The 18,783-nt window shown below is 65.4% G+C and carries 16 protein-coding genes; 10 read left to right on the top strand and 6 right to left on the bottom strand.

Going from position 1 to position 18,783, the window contains the following annotated elements; translation table 11 throughout:
• Positions 1 to 25 precede the first annotated feature (25 nt).
• The gene (locus X756_RS148270; RefSeq protein WP_023730372.1) at positions 26 to 2,575 is read left to right on the top strand and encodes a caspase family protein; all 2,550 of its coding nucleotides are present in this window, start codon (positions 26 to 28) and stop codon (positions 2,573 to 2,575) included.
• A gap of 12 nt (positions 2,576 to 2,587) precedes the next feature.
• Entirely contained in the window at positions 2,588 to 2,869 is a 282-nt protein-coding gene (locus tag X756_RS148275) for a hypothetical protein (RefSeq protein WP_023730371.1), read from the top strand.
• 74 nt (positions 2,870 to 2,943) lie between these two features.
• Here the strand turns inward: X756_RS148275 and X756_RS148280 are convergent, their stop codons facing one another.
• The gene (locus tag X756_RS148280) at positions 2,944 to 3,252 is read right to left on the bottom strand and encodes a hypothetical protein (protein WP_023730370.1); all 309 of its coding nucleotides are present in this window, start codon (positions 3,250 to 3,252) and stop codon (positions 2,944 to 2,946) included.
• A 134-nt stretch (positions 3,253 to 3,386) separates the two neighbouring features.
• On the opposite strand from X756_RS148280, the gene X756_RS1000000167670 reads away from it, so the two are divergent.
• Positions 3,387 to 5,483 carry an alpha/beta fold hydrolase gene (locus X756_RS1000000167670; protein WP_032999532.1) on the top strand — a complete coding sequence of 699 codons (2,097 nt, stop codon included), beginning with the start codon at positions 3,387 to 3,389 and terminating at the stop codon, positions 5,481 to 5,483.
• A gap of 9 nt (positions 5,484 to 5,492) precedes the next feature.
• On the opposite strand, the gene X756_RS148285 is transcribed toward X756_RS1000000167670, so the two are convergent.
• Positions 5,493 to 6,110 carry a TetR/AcrR family transcriptional regulator gene (locus tag X756_RS148285; RefSeq protein ID WP_032999529.1) on the bottom strand — a complete coding sequence of 206 codons (618 nt, stop codon included), beginning with the start codon at positions 6,108 to 6,110 and terminating at the stop codon, positions 5,493 to 5,495.
• Positions 6,111 to 6,569: 459 nt separating this feature from the next.
• Here X756_RS148285 and X756_RS148290 point away from each other — a divergent pair, with 459 nt between their 5' ends.
• The 3 genes from X756_RS148290 to X756_RS148300 are packed head-to-tail and all read left to right on the top strand — an operon-like array spanning position 6,570 to position 10,341.
• On the top strand, positions 6,570 to 7,064 hold the full coding sequence (locus X756_RS148290) for a (2Fe-2S)-binding protein (RefSeq protein WP_023730367.1): 495 nt from the start codon (positions 6,570 to 6,572) through the stop codon (positions 7,062 to 7,064).
• A complete protein-coding gene (locus tag X756_RS148295; RefSeq protein ID WP_023730366.1) occupies positions 7,061 to 8,044 on the top strand; it encodes a xanthine dehydrogenase family protein subunit M in 984 nt (327 codons plus the stop codon). The genes X756_RS148290 and X756_RS148295 overlap by 4 nt, the downstream gene beginning before the upstream one ends.
• The gene (locus X756_RS148300; protein WP_023730365.1) at positions 8,041 to 10,341 is read left to right on the top strand and encodes a xanthine dehydrogenase family protein molybdopterin-binding subunit; all 2,301 of its coding nucleotides are present in this window, start codon (positions 8,041 to 8,043) and stop codon (positions 10,339 to 10,341) included. Before X756_RS148295 ends, X756_RS148300 begins: the two co-directional genes overlap by 4 nt.
• Positions 10,342 to 10,525: 184 nt before the next feature.
• On the opposite strand, the gene X756_RS148305 is transcribed toward X756_RS148300, so the two are convergent.
• Positions 10,526 to 11,536: an NAD(P)-dependent alcohol dehydrogenase gene (locus tag X756_RS148305; RefSeq protein ID WP_023688978.1), complete on the bottom strand. Its 1,011-nt coding sequence runs from the start codon at positions 11,534 to 11,536 to the stop codon at positions 10,526 to 10,528.
• A 106-nt stretch (positions 11,537 to 11,642) separates the two neighbouring features.
• Here X756_RS148305 and X756_RS148310 point away from each other — a divergent pair, with 106 nt between their 5' ends.
• Entirely contained in the window at positions 11,643 to 12,614 is a 972-nt protein-coding gene (locus X756_RS148310; protein ID WP_023730364.1) for a LysR family transcriptional regulator, read from the top strand.
• A 68-nt stretch (positions 12,615 to 12,682) separates the two neighbouring features.
• Positions 12,683 to 13,183: a hypothetical protein gene (locus X756_RS148315; protein ID WP_245259886.1), complete on the top strand. Its 501-nt coding sequence runs from the start codon at positions 12,683 to 12,685 to the stop codon at positions 13,181 to 13,183.
• A 140-nt stretch (positions 13,184 to 13,323) separates the two neighbouring features.
• Here X756_RS148315 and X756_RS148320 read toward each other — a convergent pair whose 3' ends face one another.
• The 3 genes from X756_RS148320 to X756_RS148330 are packed head-to-tail and all read right to left on the bottom strand — an operon-like array spanning position 13,324 to position 16,083.
• Complete coding sequence (locus tag X756_RS148320) at positions 13,324 to 14,214, bottom strand: ribokinase (RefSeq protein WP_023730362.1); 891 nt, start codon at positions 14,212 to 14,214, stop codon at positions 13,324 to 13,326.
• The gene (locus X756_RS148325) at positions 14,211 to 15,086 is read right to left on the bottom strand and encodes a MurR/RpiR family transcriptional regulator (RefSeq protein ID WP_023730361.1); all 876 of its coding nucleotides are present in this window, start codon (positions 15,084 to 15,086) and stop codon (positions 14,211 to 14,213) included. Before X756_RS148325 ends, X756_RS148320 begins: the two co-directional genes overlap by 4 nt.
• A gap of 13 nt (positions 15,087 to 15,099) precedes the next feature.
• Positions 15,100 to 16,083, bottom strand: a complete 984-nt coding sequence (locus tag X756_RS148330; protein ID WP_023695492.1) for a sugar phosphate isomerase/epimerase family protein — start codon at positions 16,081 to 16,083, stop codon at positions 15,100 to 15,102.
• A gap of 238 nt (positions 16,084 to 16,321) precedes the next feature.
• On the opposite strand from X756_RS148330, the gene X756_RS148335 reads away from it, so the two are divergent.
• Together X756_RS148335 and X756_RS148340 are read left to right on the top strand one after the other, a co-directional pair.
• A complete protein-coding gene (locus tag X756_RS148335) occupies positions 16,322 to 16,924 on the top strand; it encodes a CDP-alcohol phosphatidyltransferase family protein (protein ID WP_023730360.1) in 603 nt (200 codons plus the stop codon).
• Positions 16,925 to 16,962: 38 nt separating this feature from the next.
• A complete protein-coding gene (locus X756_RS148340; protein ID WP_023730359.1) occupies positions 16,963 to 18,747 on the top strand; it encodes a bifunctional alpha/beta hydrolase/class I SAM-dependent methyltransferase in 1,785 nt (594 codons plus the stop codon).
• The last annotated feature ends 36 nt before the right edge of the window (positions 18,748 to 18,783 follow it).

The raw sequence follows: 18,783 nt of genomic DNA, 5'->3' as shown, positions 1-18,783 counted from the left end.
TCAGGCCGCGACCAGGAGTTTTGTCATGCTCCGACTTTGCGGATTCATCGCGGCCTTCATCCTTGCCGGCCTCACAAGCTTCGAGGCCTGCGCCGATCGAAGGGTCGCGCTTGTCATCGGCAATTCCGAATACCGCAACATCCCGGCATTGAAGAACCCGGCCAAGGATGCCCAGGACGTATCGGCCACGTTCCGGCTGGCGGGCTTCGAGGTTTTCGTCGCCGAGAATCTCACCAAGCAGCAGTTCGAAGGCCAGTTCCGGGACTATCTGGCCGCCGCCGACGGCGCCGATCTCGCCGTCGTCTACTATTCCGGGCACGGCTTTCAGATCGGCGGCGAGAATTTCCTGATACCGGTCGACGCCTCGTTGAAGAAGGCGGCCGATATCGAGGTCCAGGCCATCAAGCTCAACGACGTGCTGGAGCAGTTGCGCTCGAAGTCGAAGATCCAGGTGATCATCCTCGATGCCTGCCGCAACAACCCCTTCCCGCGCAACAATTACTGGCTGCGCGACCAGCTTGTCACCGCCGGCAATACCGGGCTGGCGCAGGTGCGAAGCTCGCTCAACACGCTGATTGCCTTCGCCACCGAACCAGGTGCGGTCGCCTATGACGGCAGCGGCGATCTCAGCCCGTTTTCATCGGCCTTTTCGCGGCGCGCGCTGGCGCCGAACCAGGAGATCCGCACGGTCATGTCGGCGGTGCGCCGCGATGTCGTGCAGGCCACCAACGGCATGCAGGTGCCCTGGGAAAATTCCTCGCTGATCGATGACGTGGTGCTGGTGCGCCGCAACAACCGGCCTTCGCTGCCGCCAGTGCTGGAGAAGGTAGTGCTCTCGGGGGTCGGTCCTGTCGCTCTCGGCCTGCCGGAGCCGGTCGATGTCGATGGCGGCGCTATCAGCGTCAGCATCGAACGTCCGCCGGCAATGGGCCGTCTGGTGCTGGACGGCAAAGACGTCGCGGTGGGCGAACCGATCGCCGGCAAGGACCTGCCGCGCCTGCAGATGGATATCCCCAAAGGCGCCGCCACGCAGGACGAGGTGGATATGCTGGCCTATGCCACGCATGACAATTGGGGCGGCGGGAGCCAGGGCATACTCGTGTTCCGCGTCAAGAGCGGCGAAGGTGCGGCGGGTCAGCAGATCATGGCTTCGCTCGAGGCCGAGCAGAAGCAGCAGGTGCTGGATCGCGGCATCCACATCACCGGCGCTGCCGAAGCGATCGAGAACCGCAAGCTTGATATTCCCGTCGGCGTCGGCCCGGTCGCGCTCAATCTGGATTTCCCCACCGACGATCCGGCGGTCAGCCTGAAGGTCACGGGGTATCCGGCAACGGGAACGCTGTCATTGCCTGATCGAACCTTGTCGCCGCAATCCAGCCTTCTGGCCGGTGAAGTCGACCATCTCCGTTACGAGCCGCAGATCGGCGCCGGCGCGCCGGTCGAGGTCGGCTTCGAAATCCGGGCCGACAGCAGCTCGGCTAAGCCGGCGACAATGAAGCTGTCGCCGACGGTCGATGCCTGCGATACCGCCGCCGGCGAGCCTCTCGACCTGCAAGGGGTGGTGCCCGGCCTGCTGCCGAACGAGATCGGCGCCGGTGCGGTGGCAGCCTGCGAGGCGGCCGTGAAAACCTATCCAGACGTCGCCCGCTTCCACTACGAGCTCGGCCGCGCCCTGCTTGCGGCAGGCAGGGTCGGCGAGGCCAGGTCAGCCATCGAGGACGCCGCCAAGAAAGGCCATGTGCGCGCCGTCTTCGAACTCGGCTATCTCAACGCAACCGGAACCGGAACGACCATAGACCGCACCCAGGCCAACGCTCTCTACAAGGCTGCCGCCGACAAGGGTGATCCTTACGGTATGACCTCGTGGGGACGCGCGCTGTTCAATGGCTATGGCGTCAACCGCGATACGGCCAAGGGCCTCGACCTGCTGCTCAAGGCGGCGGCCATGGGGCACACCTATGCCATGAACGATCTTGCCGCCATCTTCACCGAGGGCCGCAATGGCGTGCCTGCCGATCCGGCCCGCGCCGTCGCCTTCCTGCAAGCGGGGGTGCAGCGCCAGGACATGTATTCGATGAACCTGCTCGGCCGCAATTACCTGGCCGGCCAGGGCATCGACAAGGATCCGAAGACGGCGCAGGCGTTGTTCCAGCAGGCCACCGATCTTGGCCAGCCCTACGCTCCGGGCAGCCTCGCCCGCATGTACAGGGACGGCGCTGGTGTGCGCCAGGACCCGGCGGAAGCGCAAAGACTGTTTGAACTGGCGACCACGCGCGGCGATCCGTCGAGCGCCTATGATCGCGCGGCGCTCGAAATGGCGAAAGGCGACAGGGCCGATCAGGCTGTCGCCGTGCGCTTCCTGGCATTCGCCGTCGCGCTCGATTTCCGCAAGGAGCTGCCGGATGCCAAAAAGGGCCTGGCGCAGTTCGGCGCCAAGCCGAAAACGGCAGCGTTGGACGTGCTGCGTCAAGAGCTCAAGTCGAAGATCCCCCCGTCCGGTTCGCTGGACACGCAACTGGTCAACGCGGCCCGGGGGGTCTGGGAAGAAGCCAATCCGCGTCGGGATTTGTTCTGAACAAAGGAGGCCATGGTGGGCAAGGCATTGAAGCAGGCATTCATCGGGACAATTTTATCCGGCGTTCTGGCCGGGCTCATGGGCTGCACCTCGGTGTCGCCGATGTTCGAGCCGGCACCGCCGGTGAAACACCGCAAGGTGGTTCGCGTAGCGCCGCAGCCAAAGGTGGTCAGATACAAGAAGGCGGCCACCGGCAAAGTAATCAAGCCGGCTGAGGAGACCCCGCAAAAACCGCCCGTGATTCCTTCTCTCGGCGGCAGCGGAGGCGGGGGCGGCGGCGGTTGGTCTGGGTGAGATCGTCAACAAAAGGCGCCGCGCTTAACGACCCCAGAGGGTCTTGCTGAATTGCGCATGGGCCTTGGATAGAGTCAAGCGGACGTCGTCCACGCACCGCATTGGTTGGCCAGCCGGACAATTCGGCGCAGCGCTGCACGGAAAACGCGGCCGACGAACGCTGCCAGTGCAGAGGCCACGACCGCCGCCGGATCGAGTCTGCGAGCCGCCAATGCCCGATGGGCCTGTTGTGTTTCGAGATAGCGGGCCAGCGCAATATCGTGACGCGATGGTGCGCCAAGCTCCTGCCGGTCGCGCCCGGGGTCGTCATGCCAGATGGGCCACTCGGTCGGGCCAGGGTGATGCACGGTATCCTCCTGCGAAAAGAGATCCAGTGCGAACAATCTCCTCAAGCGCCGTGAGCAACGCGTGGGAACCTGCGTGATGGAATCGTGAAAAGCGCCTCGGCGGCGGAATAAGTGTTGAAATGGAGTGAGCTTGAGCGGATCGTCGTCGCGCTGTGACCGTGGCGGATCCGATGACCGGACCTTATCTTCACCTGCTGGGTGGTTTCGACTTTGCCGGCGTCGGGGCCACGGTTCCAGCCATCAGCCGCAAGGCGCGTGCGATGGTCGCCTATCTCGCGCTGCAGTCGGGGCATTCGCAGTCGCGCGAGAAGCTGGCGACCCTGCTCTGGGGCATCAACAGCGAGGCGCAGGCGCGAATGAGCCTGCGGCAAGCGGTATCGTCTGTCAGGAAGGCCATACAGACGTGCGGCGGCGGCCGCTTCCTCACCGATGGCAACAGCGTCGCTCTGCATCTCGACGGCCTTGATTTCGACGTCGCGCGGTTCGAGGCGCTGGTCGCCAGCCCGGCACCCGAAGACCTCGAACTGGCGCTCAATGTCTACCGCGGCGACCTGCTCGACGGCTTCGGCCTGAAGGAGGAGCCATTCGAGGACTGGCTGAGGATCGAACGCGAGCGGCTGCGGGCACTGGCCGTCGCGGCGCTCGACAGGCTCGTCGCGCATTATGCAGCGACGAACGATCCTGCCGCATGCGTGCGCGCGGCGGCGCGCCTGCTGGCCATGGACCCGTTGAGGGAGGATGTCCACCGTGCCCTGATGCGCGCCTATGCGGCGCAAGGCAGGACCAATCTCGCGCTGAAGCAATATGAGCACTGCCGCACCGCGCTTCTACGCGATCTCAAGCTGCAGCCGGAGCCGGAGACGCGGCAATTGTTCGAGACGCTGCGCACACGCCGCACAATGGCGCCGGCACGGCCACCCACGACTGACGCGGATGACGCTACCGGCTTCAGCCACGAACTCGCAGCCCCCCCGACCCACTATGTCAAATCGGCCGGGATCAACATCGCGTATCAGGTGACCGGCGACGGTCCGGTCGACCTGATCCATGTGCCGGGATGGGTCTCCAACCTCGACCACGCCTGGGGCTCGCCGCGGCTTTCGCATGTGCACCGGCGGCTCGGCACTTTCTCGCGCCTAATCCGCATGGACAAACGCGGCACCGGGCTCTCGGACCGCAATGTCGGTCTGCCGACCCTGGAAGAGCGGATGGAAGATGTGCGGGCAGTGCTGGATGCGGTTGGCTCGAAGCGCACGGTGCTTTTCGGCAGCTCCGAGGGCGGCCCGATGTGCATGCTGTTCGCGGCGACCTATCCCGAGCGCACAGCGGCACTCGTGCTCAATGGGGCCTACGCCCGCGGCAGGTGGTCACAAGACTATCCGTGGGCGAAGACAAGCGAGCAGGTGGAAGAGGATCTGGCGATCGTCGAGAAAGAATGGGGAGCGGCGGCGGATATGAGCAACGCGGCGCCCAGTCTGATGAGCGACACGTTCGAGACAGAATGGTTCGCCGCCTATCTCAGGAATTCTGCCTCGCCCGCCGACGCGATCGCCCTGTGGCGCTGGGGAGCCGAAATCGATGTTCGCGACATTCTGCCTGCTGTCCATGTTCCGACACTGATCATGCAGACGACTGGCGACGGCTGGGTGAAGCGGGAAGAAGGACGTTACCTGGCGACGCACATCGAGGGCGCCCGATACATTGAGTTCGCCGGCCGCGACCACGTCATCTGGGGCGAGAATTCCGATCGGATCGTCGACGAGATCCAGGCTTTCGTCACCGGCGCCTTGCCGGCGGCCCCAGGCGAACGGCTGCTTGTGTCGGTGCTGTCCCTCGATATGACGGGCTCGCCTTTCGGCATCGACCCGGCCGAGCGGCACGCCGAAGCGCTCCGTGGCGAACTCCTCGCGGCCGAAGGCAGAGAGATCAGCCGATCGGACGGCAAGGTGCTCGCGGTGTTCCAGCGGCCAACGCGGTCGATCCAGTGCGCGATCGCCATCCGCGATCGCTTGCGGCAATCCGGTGTCGAGGTCCGCTCGGCGGTGCATATCGGCGAGTGCGAGCAGCGGGGCCATCAATTTTCAGGCGCGGCGATCGAACTGTCATCGCGTCTGCTTGACCATGCGCGGCCGGGCGAAATCATCGCATCAAGGACGGTGCGCGATCTCGTGGTCGGCTCCGGCCTGCGGTTCGAGGAGCGTGGCGAAATGGCGGCAAGCGGGCTGCCCGGCGCGTTTCCGTTCTATGCGGTCGATGGTTCGGCTTGAGCCGCTAGGTCACCTCTTCCCTGCCCCGAACCTCAACCCGTCCATCAGCAGCTTGACCAGCCGGCGCGAGCGGTCGCGCCAGTCCTTGGTGTCGGGCGCCGAATAGATGCCGCCCAGCGCATGCAGCACATCGGAGGCGTCGACGTCGTTGCGGATCGAGCCTTCGGCGCCCGCCGCCTCGACCAGCTGGCGCAAGGCCAGCGACACCCGGCCCGACATGTCGGAAAACACGGCGGAATTGGTGTTGAACAGGATGCGCAGGCTGGCCGCCAGGCCGCGCTTGGTGGCGATGTAGTCGACGAAGCGCTGCATCCACTGTTCCAGCGCCATGTCGGCCGAATGGTGGCTGGCGAGGTCATCGGCAGCCGCGCAGAGCGCCTCGACTTCACGCCGATAGACCACCTCGACCAGATGCTCGCGGGTTGGAAAATGCCGGTAGAGCGTGCCGATGCCGACGCCGGCCTGGCGCGCGATCTCCTCCAGCGAGGCATCGACGCCGTGCTCGGCAAAGGCCGCTGCCGCAACCTCGACCAGCCGGTCGCGGTTGCGCTGCGCATCGGCGCGCAGCGGCCTTGGCGCTGCGGCTTCGCGCTTCTCGTCGGCAATTGCTTGCGACTGCTCGGTCAATTTTTTCTCCACTGTCGATATATGGGGGCTTGAACCCAAAGGGGTAAGCCCCCAACTAGATAAACGGAGGCGCCTCCGTTTTAGTGGAGCAGTCTTATCATATAATCAGGGGAGCCGGTATGTCACGTGTTGAGATTGTGAAGACTGAAGCATCCCCTGCCCGCTGGAGAGTCGGGGCGGCAGAGCTGTCAACTCCCCCTCGTGGGGGAGATGTCCGGCAGGACAGAGGGGGGCCCTGTCCCGCCAGCCTATCGAGGCCTGACTGGCGCCTCCTCGGCCAAGATTCGTTTCGACGCATGTAAATCGGGAACGTCGCATTCCTTCGCGCCCCCCTCTGCCCTGCCGGGCATCTCCCCCACAAGGGGGGAGATTAGGCGCACCGTCGCCTCTTCCCTTGTCCTCTCCCACTCGGACGCCATCTCAATCCCCTAGCGTCAAGCAACTGGAGCCAGACGCCTCATGACCGACCAAACCAAATCCACCACTATCCCAATCCGTCTCACCATCAACGGACACAGTCACGAACTGCAGGTCGAGCCGCGCGTCACGTTGCTCGATGCATTGCGTGATCGCCTCGACCTGACCGGCACCAAGAAGGGTTGCGACCAGGGCCAGTGCGGCGCCTGCACGGTGCATGTCGACGGCCAGCGCGTGCTGTCCTGCCTGACGCTTGCAGCACAGGTCGAAGGCCGCGAGATCACCACCATCGAAGGATTGGCCGGCGATGACGGCACGCTCAACGCGGTTCAGGCTGCTTTCCTCGACCAGGATGCTTTCCAGTGCGGCTACTGCACGCCGGGACAGATCATGTCGGCGGTCGCCTGCATCCGCGAGGGCCATGCCGGCTCGGATGACGAGATCCGCGAATACATGGCCGGTAATCTGTGCCGCTGCGGCGCCTATCCGCACATCGTTGCCGCCGTGCGCCACGCGGCACTGGAGGTCGCGTCATGAGGGATTTTTCCTACGTTCGCGCCGATAGCATCGATGCGGCACGACAGGCAGCCGCCCTGCCTGGGGCCATGCTGCTTGCCGGTGGCACGACGCTGGTCGATCTCGCCAAATGCGGCGTGGCCGAACCCGACAGCCTGGTCGACATCACCCATCTCAAAGGGCTCGACGCAATCAAGGTTGACGGCAACGGCGCCATGATCGGTGCGCTGGCCAAGATGAGCCACGTTGCCGACCATGCCGAGATCAAAAGCCGCTTCCCCGCGGTCTCGGAAGCGCTGTGGCAGGCGGCCTCCGCGCAGCTCCGCAACATGGCGACCATCGGCGGCAATCTCATGCAGCGCACGCGCTGCCCCTATTTCCGCGATCCCGCGAATTTTCCCGCTTGCAACAAGCGCTCGCCCGGCAGCGGCTGCTCGGCGATCGGGGGCGTCACCCGCGGCCATGCCGTGCTCGGCACCAGCGACGCCTGCATCGCCATGTATCCCGGTGACCTCGCCACCGCGCTGGTCGCCTTCGACGCCGTGGTTCATCTTGGCGAACGCCAGGTTGCCGTCGACGACTTCTTTCTCCTGCCCGGCGCCACGCCCGACAGGGAACATGCCATCCAACCGGGCGAGATGATCACCGCCATCAGCATACCGGCTTCCGGCACGGCCCGGCGTTCGACCTATCTCAAGATCCGCGACCGGCAGTCGTATGAGTTCGCGGCTGCAAGTGCCGCAGTCGGCATCGACTTCGAAGCCGATGGCCGCACCATTCGCGACCTGCGCGTCGCGCTGGGCGGCGTCGCGACGAAGCCGTGGCGGGCGCACGCCGTGGAAGCGGCGTTGAAGGGCAAGGTGCTCAGCGAAGACAGGGTGCGGGCAGCCAGCTTGCTCGCCGTGGAAGGGGCCATCGGCCACGGCGCCAACCACTACAAGATCGAACTGGCGCCGCGCGTCGTCGCCCGCGCCATCCTCAAGACGGGAGCCATGGCATGACCATTCACGACCCCAGGACACGGCACGGCGACGCTTCGGACGGCACTGCCGATCAGGTTGGCGGGCGGCTGTCGCGCGTCGACGGCCCGGCCAAGATTACCGGTGCGGCAAAATACGCCGTCGAGCAGCAGCTCGACGGGCTAACCTACGGCGTTCTGGTCGAAAGCACGATCGCGTCAGGCAAGGTGCGCTCGATCGACACGTCAGCCGCGGAGGCGGCACCTGGTGTGCTCAAGGTGCTGACGCCGGACACCATCATGCCGCTGAAGACTGCATCGGACTGGTTCGGCACACCGCCGCCGGACAAGCCCTACTGCCCGCTGGCGCGCGATATCACCTTTTCGGGCCAGCATGTCGCCGCGGTCATCGCGGAGACCTTCGAGCAGGCCGTTGCGGCCGCGGCGATGGTCAAGGTCAGCTATGACGAGACGCCGGCCATCGTCGACCTCAGCGACGCCAAGGCGGGCGACGGCATTCCGATCGCCGCCATGACCAAGGAATGGGGCGATGCGCAGGCCGCTTTCGCCGCTGCCCCGGTGCGCGTCTGCGGCGCCTACAACACGCCGCGCGAATATCAGGCGCCGATGGAGCCGCATGGCCTCATCGCCCGCTGGGAGGGCGACAAGCTCACCGTGTGGGAACCAAGCCAGTGGGTCGACGGTATGGCCCGCACCTATGCCGAATGGTTCGGCCTGCCTTTCGAGAATGTGCGGCTGGTCTCGCCCTATATCGGTGGCGGCTTCGGCTCCAAGGCGCTGGCGCTCGGCCACGGCGCGGTAGCGGCTGCCGCAGCCAAGATGCTGGGACGGCCCGTGAGGGTGGTCATGACTCGGCCACAGACTTTTACCGGCTATGGCGGCCGTGCCGCGACCCGCCAGACGGTGACGATCGGCGCCGACCGTGACGGAAAAATCCAGTCGATCGTGCATCGCGGCGTCAATGAAACGTCGATCGACGGCATGTGGGTCGAGCCGTTGGGCGTGGTCACCTCGATCATGTATGCGACGCCCAACTTCTCCTCGAAGCAGAATGTCGTGCGGGTGAATTCGGTGGTGCCCGGCGCCATGCGCGCGCCGGGCGAAAACCCTAGCGCCTTCGGCATCGAAAGCGCCATTGACGAGCTCGCCTACGAGGTCGGCATCGATCCGCTGGAGATCCGGCTGAGGAATTACGCCGAGCAGGATCCGCACGCAAAAAAGGCCTGGTCGACGCGGCAGTTGCGCGAGGCTTTCGCCGCTGGCGCCGAACGCTTCGGCTGGGCCCAGCGCACGCCCAAACCGCGTTCGATGCGCGATGGCAACCAGCTGATCGGCTGGGGCGTCGCCGCCGGCTCCTATCCGGTGCGGCGCGCTTACGGCGAGGCCATCGTGCGTATCCTTGCCAACGGCTCGGTCGAGGTCGAAAGCTCCTCGATCGACATGGGCCAGGGCACCTACACGATCCTTGCGCAGACGGCGGCCGAAACGGTAGGCGTGGCGGCCGACCATGTCGTGGTGAAGCTCGGTGATTCCCGGTATCCCCGCGCCGGCGTGGCCGGCGGGTCGCGGCTGGCCGGCGTGATGACGGGGGCGGTCTACAAGGCGGCGACATCGGCGCTTGATGAGCTTGTCGGGCTGGCGATCAGCGATCCGCGCTCGCCCTTCCACGCGCTGCAGGCCAACACGCTGGTCGTCGCCAATGGCCGCATCAGGTCGCCGCGCGGCGATGGTCCCGATGTCTCGATCGCCGACCTGCTGGCCAGCGTCGGCCGCGACCGCATCGAGGCCACCGGCGACACCATGCCGGCGAACTCGACCGCCGAGGATCGCTACAAGAACTACACCACCATCGCGGCGGCGCTGCCGCACACCGAGGGCGACTATTCGCGCCACTCCTGGTGCGCGCATTTCATCGAGGTGCGCGTCGACGAGGATTTCGGCACCGTGCGCGTGTCGCGCGTGGTATCGGCGCTGGATTCGGGCCGGCTCTACAACCCCAAGCTGGCCGAAAGCCAGTGGAAGGGCGGCATCATCATGGGCATCGGCCAGGCGCTGCTTGAAGAAGGCATTGTCGACCGCAGGCATGGCCGCATCGTCAACAACAATCTCGGCGACTATCTGGTGCCGACCAATGCCGACATCCCCGATATCGAGGTCATCTCGGTCGGCGTTCCCGACCTGCACTCTTCGGTGCTCGGCGGCAAGGGTGTCGGCGAACTGGCCATCGTCGGCGTAGCGCCGGCGATCGCCAATGCGGTGTTCCATGCGACGGGAAAAAGAGTGCGGGACTTGCCGATCACGCTGGAGAAGTTGATCTAGGAAGCGGCGTGCGTAATCTCCCCCCTCGAGGGGGAGATGTCGCCGAAGGCGACAGAGGGGGTCGCCTCTCGTAGAGCGCCAACCTCCTTCCGCCGCAGTAGGTCGAGCCCGGTCGGACCGACCCCCTCTGCCCTGCCGGGCATCTCCCCCTCAAGGGGGGAGATTGGCAGCTCGCGCGCCTCGGCTACCAGTCGAGCTTGAACGCAAGCTTGCCGAAATGCTGCCCGCCCGCCGCCATGTGCGCGTAGGCTTCGGCCGCCTGCTCTTGGCTAAACACCTTGTCGACGACCGGGTCGATGCGGGCGGCGGCGATGGCGCGGACGGCGGCGCGAAGGTCAGATACCGACCCGGTGTTGTTGCCGACCACCTTCAGCGCCTTGATGATGATCGGCAGCAGGTCGACCGTGGCCTCAGCGCCGGTGACGAAACCGATGGTGAACAGCGTGCCGCCAGGCGCGGTGGCGTTGACGGCGCGGGCGAAGGTGGCGGTGCCGGCGGTCTCGACGACGAGGTCGGCGCCGAGGCCGCCGGTCAGTTCCAGCACCTTGCCGTCCCAGTCGGGCGTCGCGCGGTAGTTGATGAGATGATCGGCGCCGAGTGCCTTCGCCCGCTCCAGCTTCTCGTCCGACGAAGAAGTGATGATGACGGTTGCGCCGGCGGCTTTCGCCAGCTGAAGGGTGAAGATGGAGACGCCGCCGGTGCCGAGCAGCACGACGACCGAGCCCGGCCCGACATCGGCGGCGCGGACGGCGTTCCAGGCGGTGGTCGCGGCGATCGGCAGGGTCGACGCCGCCTCGAAAGAGAGACGAGCCGGTACCGGCACGAGCGAGTTCGCCGGCAGCGCGACATATTCGGCGAGCGACCCCGGCAGCGAAATTCCGCGCATCTGCGTCATCTCGTTAGGCCGCGGCGGACCGCCGATCCAGCGCGGCTTGGCATGGGCAACGACGCGATCGCCGACGGCGAAATCCGTAACGCCCTCCCCCAGCGCGACGATCTCGCCGGCGCCGTCGGCGACGGGAATGAGCGGAAAGCCGGGCACGCGATAATTGCCGCTGGCCACCGCCACATCGACGAAATTCAGGCTCGCGGCGCGCTGGCGGATCAGCACTTCGCCGCGCTGCGGTTCAGGCGTGGCAATGGTGGTGGCGCGAAAGGCGTCCAACTTGGCGGCGGTCAGTTCGATAGCTTTCATGGCTCACGCATTCCTGTTGAAAGGGTCGATCGTCGGGATTGAGTGAAGCTATCTGCTGCGCTACAAGCAGATAATCCTGAATTTCTACATTTGAATCCTGTGCTTTATGCAGCAATCACACGACCTCGCCAGCCTTGCCGAAATGGCCGCCTTTGCGGCAATCACCGAAGCGGGATCCTTCACCAAGGCAGCGTTGCGCGTCGGGCGCGACTCGACGGTTCTGTCACGCCGCCTGCAATCGCTGGAGGAGCGGCTCGGCGTGCGGCTGCTGCACCGGACCACCCGAAGCGTGTCGTTGACGGAGGCCGGAGCGGAGTTCCTGGTGCGTGTCCGCGCCATCCTGGCCTCGGTGGACGAAGCTGAGGCTGCTGCTTCCGCGCATGCCAGCGGGACGCCGCGCGGCTTGCTGCGGCTGGCGCTGCCGGGAACCTTTGGGCGTATGTGGATCGGGCCGCTGTTGCCGCACTTTCTAGCGACGTTCCCGGATGTCCGCATCGAGGCCGAGTTCTCCAACCGGTTCGTCGATCTCGTTGCAGAGAACTTCGATGTCGCCGTCCGTCTCGGCGCGCTGGAGGACTCGCGCCTGGTGGCGCGCAAGATCGCGACACGGCGGCGGTTGCTGTGCGCTGCTCCCTCCTACCTCGCCCGCAGGGGCGCGCCGGAAGCGCCGGAAGCGCTGACCGAACACGCCTGCCTCGGCTTCTCCGGCTTCCAGACCTTTCCCACCTGGGAGATGACCGACAGTTCGGGCCGCCGCGTTAACGTCGAAGTCTCGGGGCCGATGGTTTGCGACGATGCCGAAGTGCTGGTCGAAGCCGCGGTGCAAGGCCTCGGCCTGATGATGAGCACCGATTGGCTGGTCGGGCGCGAACTCGCCGACGGACGGCTGGTGCCGTTGCTGGAGGACTGGACGCTGGCCGACGAAGGCGCTGTCTATGTCGTCATGCCCTCGGCCAGGGGACAAGCCGCCAAGACACGCGCCTTCGCCGACTGGATCGGTAAGCGCTTCGCGCCGGAGCCGCCCTGGACGTCGAGGCCGGTCTCAAAGGCTTGCTCAATGGGGCGCGCCGGGGGCTAAGACGGCATGCCGCTGTCACCAGGCCCTTTGTCCTGTATGATCTCGTTGATGTAGCTTGGGAGGGGATCATGCAAAGTGCATTGGCGAAGTTCATCATGGCAAGTTCCGTTCTGGCCGCGCTGCAAGCCGCGCAGCCGGCTTTTGCCGCGTCCTGCAACTGGAGCGCCAAGATGGAAGAAGACGAAGGCGGCAGCGTGCTGACGGCTTCGGTGTGCGGCGGACCGAAGGCCGATGCGCATCTGATGCTCGTCTGTTTCGACAAGCCGGTGCTGAGCTACGATCTGGGTGCGGCCGGCCAGCAGCTGGAGCCCGGCATCAGCGCTTCCTTCACCTTCAAGGGCGGTGACAAGAGCGTGACCAAAAAGCTCGACCTCGAGGCCATGTATAATTACTTCACGGCTGAGCTGAGCAAAGACGATCCACTGCTCGGCCTGTTGCGCGGCAAGGGCGACGTCACGGTTACGGCCGACAAATATGGCGAGAACAGCTTTCCGCTGACCGGCTCGAGCGCGGCCATCGGCAAGGTGCTGACGCAGTGCGGCAAAGGTTCGGCCGGCGACGCGGACTGAAGCTCCCTACTTTCGACCACGCAGCTTGGTCCCGCGCCTCCGTCAGGGCAAAGCCAAGCAGGTTCTCGCCGCGCCCGGTTTGCCGTTTCGCTCATCGACGGGGGCACGGGTTTTGGAGGCGCAACATGCGGCCTGAGTTTTCAACGCGAGCTGCGCTCTCCCTCCGGAGTCGCCACCAGCGAGGCGGCGGCGGCATTGGCGGTGGCAATCGCCGCTTCCACCGGATGGCCACGCGCGAGGCCTGCCGCGAAGGCGCCGACGAATTCGTCGCCGGCGCCATGGGTGCTGACGACTTTTACCGGAATGGCCGCCAGCGCGAAGGCCGCGCCGATCCGGTCGCAATAGGCGACGCCTTCGCCGCCGGCGGTGACGATCGCCGAGGGGTAGGTATCGATCAGCCGCCGCGCGGCTTCGGTTGCGCCGGCGAGCGTATCGACGACCGGAACGCCGGCCAAAAATTCCGCTTCGATGGCGTTGACGATGACGATGTCTATCAGCGCGGTCAATTCGGCCGACAGTGTTCGCGCCGGTGCGGCGTTGAGCACGACGCGGCCTCCGGATGCCCTCACCGCGCGCGCGGCAGCGATGTTGGCGGCATCGGGCACTTCGTTCTGCAGCAACAGCACTGCCGTCTGTACCACCACCTCGCCCGCAGCCGCGATGTCATCACTGCCCAGGGTGAGATTGCTGCCGGAGACGATCACCGCACCATAGTCGCCATCGCTGTCGAAGATCGCCACGCTGATGCCGGAGCCTGCGCCTGCCGCCACGCGCACGAAGCGGCGATCAACGCCGGCGCGATCGAGATTGGCCAGCAGCGCCGTGCCGAAATCGTCGTCGCCGACGGCGCCGATCATCGCCGCACGCACGCCGGCGCGTGCCGCCGAGACCGCCTGGTTGCCGCCCTTGCCGCCGCATTTCGGCTGCCAGGCATGGCCGGTCACAGTCTCGCCCTTGCGCGGACGGTCGGGCGCGTCGACCATGATGTCGTAGTGCAGGCTGCCGAAGACGGTGACCAGCGGAACCGTCATGTGCCCCGGTCTTTTCGTTTCGAGGTGACCGCCGACATGGTGCGGCCGAGATTGCGCTCCGCCGCCTGGTAGTCGCGCTGCGCCACCGCCACGAACAAAGCGTCGAGGATGTTGAGTTGCGCGATGCGCGCCGCTGCGTTTTCGCCCATCAGCGGCGAGCCTTGCGCGGTCGAGCACAGCACGATGTCGGCAATCCGGGCCAGCGGCGAGTTGTCGTAGTTGGTGATGGCCAGCGTGCGGGCGCCGCTCTTGCGGGCAAGATGGATGGCGTCGATGACGGCCGACGTGTTGCCGGAATGCGAAAAGCCGACGGCGATGTCGTCGGCGCCGAGCAGCGAGGCCGACATCAGCATCATGTGCGAGTCGTCATAGACAGACGCGCGGATGCCGATGCGCAGGAATTTGTGCGAGACGTCGCGGGCGATCTGGGCGGAGCCGCCGACACCATAGAAATCGCGGTTCCTGGCGCGGTAGAGCAGATCGGCGGCACGGTCGAAATCGTCCATGTCGAGGATCGCGAGCGTCTCCTCCAGCGCCTGGATCGAGGTGCGGAACACTTTCTGCACGATCTCGGCCGAGCTGTCGTCGACCGACAGTTCCTGGTGCATCTCGGCGGTCGGGAGGCGGCTGTATTCATAGACGGCGGTGCGGAAGTCGCGGTAGCCGGAGAAGCCGAGTTTCTTGGCGATCTTGACCACCATCGCCTCCGACACGCCGGCCTCCTCGGCGATCTGCTTGAGCGGAATGGTCTCGTCGAAACCGCGCCGGCCGAAGACGGTTTCCACCACCTTGGCCTCAAGCGGGGTGAGATGCGGCATCATCATGCGGATGCGCGGCCCCACGGCTTTCAGATCGAGATTGCTCAACGTCATCCACGTCCCCTCGTCACGACCCGAGCATGGCTTCCTGGACGATAGCCTGCGACGTCACGGCGTCCTGGCTGTCCATGGCGGCGGACAGGCGGTTATCCTTCTCCAGCCGGTCGACAACGCGCAGCAGGCGCTTGACGGTGGCGATGTTGACTTCGCATTCGCGCACCGGATCGAGCCCGGTCATGTCGGGGAAGGTGTCGAAGTAGATGGCGCCGGCGTAGCCGTCGCGGCGGATCTGGCGCAGCAGTTCGATGGTCTGCAGCGTGTGCACCGCGCCGACCATCAGGCCGTCGTCGCGCTTGGCATAGCCATCGTTGAGATGGACGCCGAGCAGCTTGCTGTGGCGAGCGATCAGCGCCGCGGCGAAGGCCGGCTGTTCGTCGGCATAGAGCACATGGGCGAAATCGAGCGTGACGCCGAGAGTGGGTAGGCCGACCTCGCGGATCGCCAGCAAGGTGGTCGCCGCATCCGGCATCAGCGAGTAGGAGCGCGGTTCGTTAGGCTTGTACTCCAGGCTGATCTGGCAGCCGGGATCATGCGCGGCAACTTCACGAATCCCCTCGATTTCGTGCTGCCAGAGCGTCGCATAGTCAGTTTGAAATGCATAGTCGAAGCCATCCTGGCCCAGCCACAGCGTCATCAGACTGGCGCCGGCCGCGCGCACCGCATCGATACCGGCCTTGGTCAAGTCGATGGCTTCGCGGCGCACCGCCGGGTCCGGATTGGTGAAGGCGCCGAGCTTGAAGGCCGGATTGGAGTAGTAACGCATGGCAAAGCCATTGATGGAAAGCCCGAAATCACCGAGCTTTCGGGCGATTTCAGCCGGCTTTTCACTGACATGGTCGGGGAAATTAAGATCAAGGTCGGTCAGCCCGTCGACCTTGGCCGCGCGGGCTGCCATCTGCAGCATGGACGGCTTGCCGGTAAGATCAGGCCATTCGGCTTGCGGCCGCGAGGCGAAGGAATTCAGGCGGGTGGCGAAGCGACTGTTTGTCATGATGGACCTTTCAGTGATTTACTTCATATAAATACGAATATTTGTAAAGTTCTCATTTGCGAGGCGGTTTGTAGCCCGCAACATCCTGCTTGGCCGAGATCTTCGGCTGCGCCTCTGCATCCATGCCGGGAGTTTCGAATCCCGCAACGGTGCGGATGCTGGTGCAAGCCCTTGCGCCCTGCCTGCCGATTGACCAATCTCGCCGACACTGTCATGAGCCGCGGTTGGGGGATCGCACATGCCAACGCTTTATCAACTGAAACCGGCCTTTCAGGCCAGGCTGCGGCCGCTGGCCGACCGGCTGGCCGATGCCGGCGTCACCGCCAACCAGATCACGCTTCTCGCCGCGGCGCTCTCCATCGCCACCGGCCTGGTGGTCGCGGCCTTTGCCTACCATCCCCTGGTTTTCCTGTTGATGCCGGTGGTGCTGTTCGTGCGCATGGCGCTCAACGCCATTGACGGGATGCTGGCCAGGGAACATGGGCAAGCATCAAAACTCGGCATGTTTCTCAACGAACTCTGCGACGTCGTCTCGGACCTGGCGCTGATCCTGGCCTTTGCCACCTTGTTCCCGGCCTGGGGTGTCGTCGCCTTCGCAATTACCGCCATGCTTGTCGAGTTCGCCGGCGTGCTTGGCGTTGCCGCAGGCAGCGGGCGCAACTATGCCGGGCCGTTCGGCAAGAGCGACCGAGCCCTGGGGCTCGGCGTCATCGGCTTTCTCCTCGCTTGCGGCCTGTGGGTGGCGGGGATCGCGCCATTTGTGTTTCCGATCATGGCTACACTGTCGGGGATAACCGCCATCAACCGGATACGCAGCGGCCTTAGAGCGGGCGGCACCTGATGCCAAAGCGTCAGGCACCCGACCGCCAGAGGGAAACCATGATCCACCAGACCATCGCCGCCCTAGCACCGGCAAGCCTCGAGCGCATCGCGCAGGAGCGCACGTTCAAGAGCCATGACGGCACCGAGATCTTCTACCGCTACTGGCCGGCCGCCGGGTCGGCGCCAAAGGGTGCGATCCTGCTGTTCCATCGCGGCCACGAGCATGGCGGCCGCATGGCGCATCTGGTCGACGAGCTCGCCATGCCCGACCATGCCTTCTACGCCTGGGACGCGCGCGGCAATGGCCGCTCGGCCGGCGAGCGCGGCTATGCGCCGTCCTTTGCCGCCCTGGTTCGTGACATCGACTGCCTGGTGCGTGAGATCGGCCGGGATGGTTTTGGCCAGCGCGACATCGCGCTGATCGCGCAGTCCTTCGGCGCCGTGCTGGCCGCTGCCTGGGTGCATGACTATGCGCCCGACATCCGCGCGCTGGTGGTGGCTTCACCGGCCTTTTCGGTCAAGCTCTACGTGCCCTTCGCCAAAGAGGGCATTGCGCTGTGGCAGAAGCTCAAGGGCCGCTTCTTCGTCAATTCCTACGTCAAGGCGAAGTTCCTGACGCATGATGCCGAGCGCATCGCTTCCTTCGACGCCGATCCGCTGATCACGCGACCGATCGCCTCCAACATCCTGGTCGAGCTTTACGACCACGCTGCCCGCATCGTCTCGGACGCGCGCGCCATCACCGTGCCGACGCAGCTCTTGATCTCCGGCAGCGATTGGGTGGTGCGGCATGGACCGCAGCACGAGTTCTTCGTCAATCTCGGCAGCAGCGCCAAGGAGCGGCATGTGCTGCCCGGCTTCTTCCACGACACGCTGGGCGAGCGCGATCGCAAGCAGGCGCTGGACCTGATCCGGCCATTCCTCGAAAAGCAATTTGCCACGCCGGAGAAAACCATCGACTTGCTTCAGGCCGACCGCGCCGGCTACACCCGCGACGAGGCCGAGAGACTGGCCTCGCCGCTGGCGCTGCTGTCGCCAAAGGGTATCTACTGGGCGATAAGTCGCGCCTCGATTCGCATGGGCGCATGGCTGTCGTCGGGCATGAAGATTGGCATCGCCACCGGCTTTGATTCCGGCTCGACGCTCGACTATGTCTACGAGAACGACGCGCGCGGCACCGGCTTCATCGGCCGCATGATCGACCGCACCTTCCTCGACGCCATCGGCTGGCGCGGCATCCGCCAGCGCAAGCTGCATCTGGAAGAGCTGATCGGCAACGCCGCCGCCAGTCTGAAGGCAGCCGGCCGTCCCGTCCACATGCTCGACATCGCCGCCGGTCACGGCCGCTATGTGCTCGATGCCGTCGCAAAATGCACTGAACCGCCAGCAAGCGTGCGGCTGCAGGATTATTCCGAGCTCAATGTCGGGTTGGGTTCGAAGCTGATCGCCGAGCGGCAACTGCCGACCAGCGTCACCTTCCATCAGGCCGACGCCTTCGATGCCGACATGCTGGCTGGGTTGACCCCGGCGCCGGACCTCGCCATCGTCTCCGGGCTCTACGAATTGTTCGCCGACAATGCGCTGATTTCCCGTTCGCTCGGTGGACTGGCCAGCGCCATGCAACCCGGCAGCCTGCTCGTCTACACCAACCAGCCGTGGCATCCGCAACTGGAGATGATCGCGCGCAGCCTGACCTCGCATCGCGGCGGCCAGGCCTGGGTGATGCGGCGGCGCACGCAGGGCGAAATGGACCAGTTGGTGACGGCTGCCGGTTTTGAGAAGATCGACCAGCGCATCGACCAATGGGGCATCTTCACCGTTTCGGTTGCACGGCGCGTCTGAGACCATGGCCGCACCTGCGACTGACCCTGCCCCGGC

The sequence above is a fragment of the Mesorhizobium sp. LNJC405B00 genome (assembly GCF_000502615.1).
Lineage (GTDB): Bacteria > Pseudomonadota > Alphaproteobacteria > Rhizobiales > Rhizobiaceae > Mesorhizobium.
Note: the sequence above shows the minus strand (reverse complement) of the source record. Positions and strands in the feature narration are given on the sequence as shown.

Excerpts from the sequence above, each read along its gene's own strand:
- X756_RS148270 (WP_023730372.1), top strand. The coding sequence starts at position 26 with ATGCTCCGACTTTGCGGATTCATCGCGGCCTTCATCCTTGCCGGCCTC.
- X756_RS148275 (WP_023730371.1), top strand. The coding sequence starts at position 2,588 with ATGGTGGGCAAGGCATTGAAGCAGGCATTCATCGGGACAATTTTATCC.
- X756_RS1000000167670 (WP_032999532.1), top strand. The coding sequence starts at position 3,387 with ATGACCGGACCTTATCTTCACCTGCTGGGTGGTTTCGACTTTGCCGGC.
- X756_RS148290 (WP_023730367.1), top strand. The coding sequence starts at position 6,570 with ATGACCGACCAAACCAAATCCACCACTATCCCAATCCGTCTCACCATC.
- X756_RS148295 (WP_023730366.1), top strand. The coding sequence starts at position 7,061 with ATGAGGGATTTTTCCTACGTTCGCGCCGATAGCATCGATGCGGCACGA.
- X756_RS148300 (WP_023730365.1), top strand. The coding sequence starts at position 8,041 with ATGACCATTCACGACCCCAGGACACGGCACGGCGACGCTTCGGACGGC.
- X756_RS148305 (WP_023688978.1), bottom strand. The coding sequence starts at position 11,536 with ATGAAAGCTATCGAACTGACCGCCGCCAAGTTGGACGCCTTTCGCGCC.
- X756_RS148310 (WP_023730364.1), top strand. The coding sequence starts at position 11,643 with ATGCAGCAATCACACGACCTCGCCAGCCTTGCCGAAATGGCCGCCTTT.
- X756_RS148315 (WP_245259886.1), top strand. The coding sequence starts at position 12,683 with ATGCAAAGTGCATTGGCGAAGTTCATCATGGCAAGTTCCGTTCTGGCC.
- X756_RS148320 (WP_023730362.1), bottom strand. The coding sequence starts at position 14,214 with ATGACGGTTCCGCTGGTCACCGTCTTCGGCAGCCTGCACTACGACATC.
- X756_RS148325 (WP_023730361.1), bottom strand. The coding sequence starts at position 15,086 with ATGACGTTGAGCAATCTCGATCTGAAAGCCGTGGGGCCGCGCATCCGC.
- X756_RS148330 (WP_023695492.1), bottom strand. The coding sequence starts at position 16,083 with ATGACAAACAGTCGCTTCGCCACCCGCCTGAATTCCTTCGCCTCGCGG.
- X756_RS148335 (WP_023730360.1), top strand. The coding sequence starts at position 16,322 with ATGCCAACGCTTTATCAACTGAAACCGGCCTTTCAGGCCAGGCTGCGG.
- X756_RS148340 (WP_023730359.1), top strand. The coding sequence starts at position 16,963 with ATGATCCACCAGACCATCGCCGCCCTAGCACCGGCAAGCCTCGAGCGC.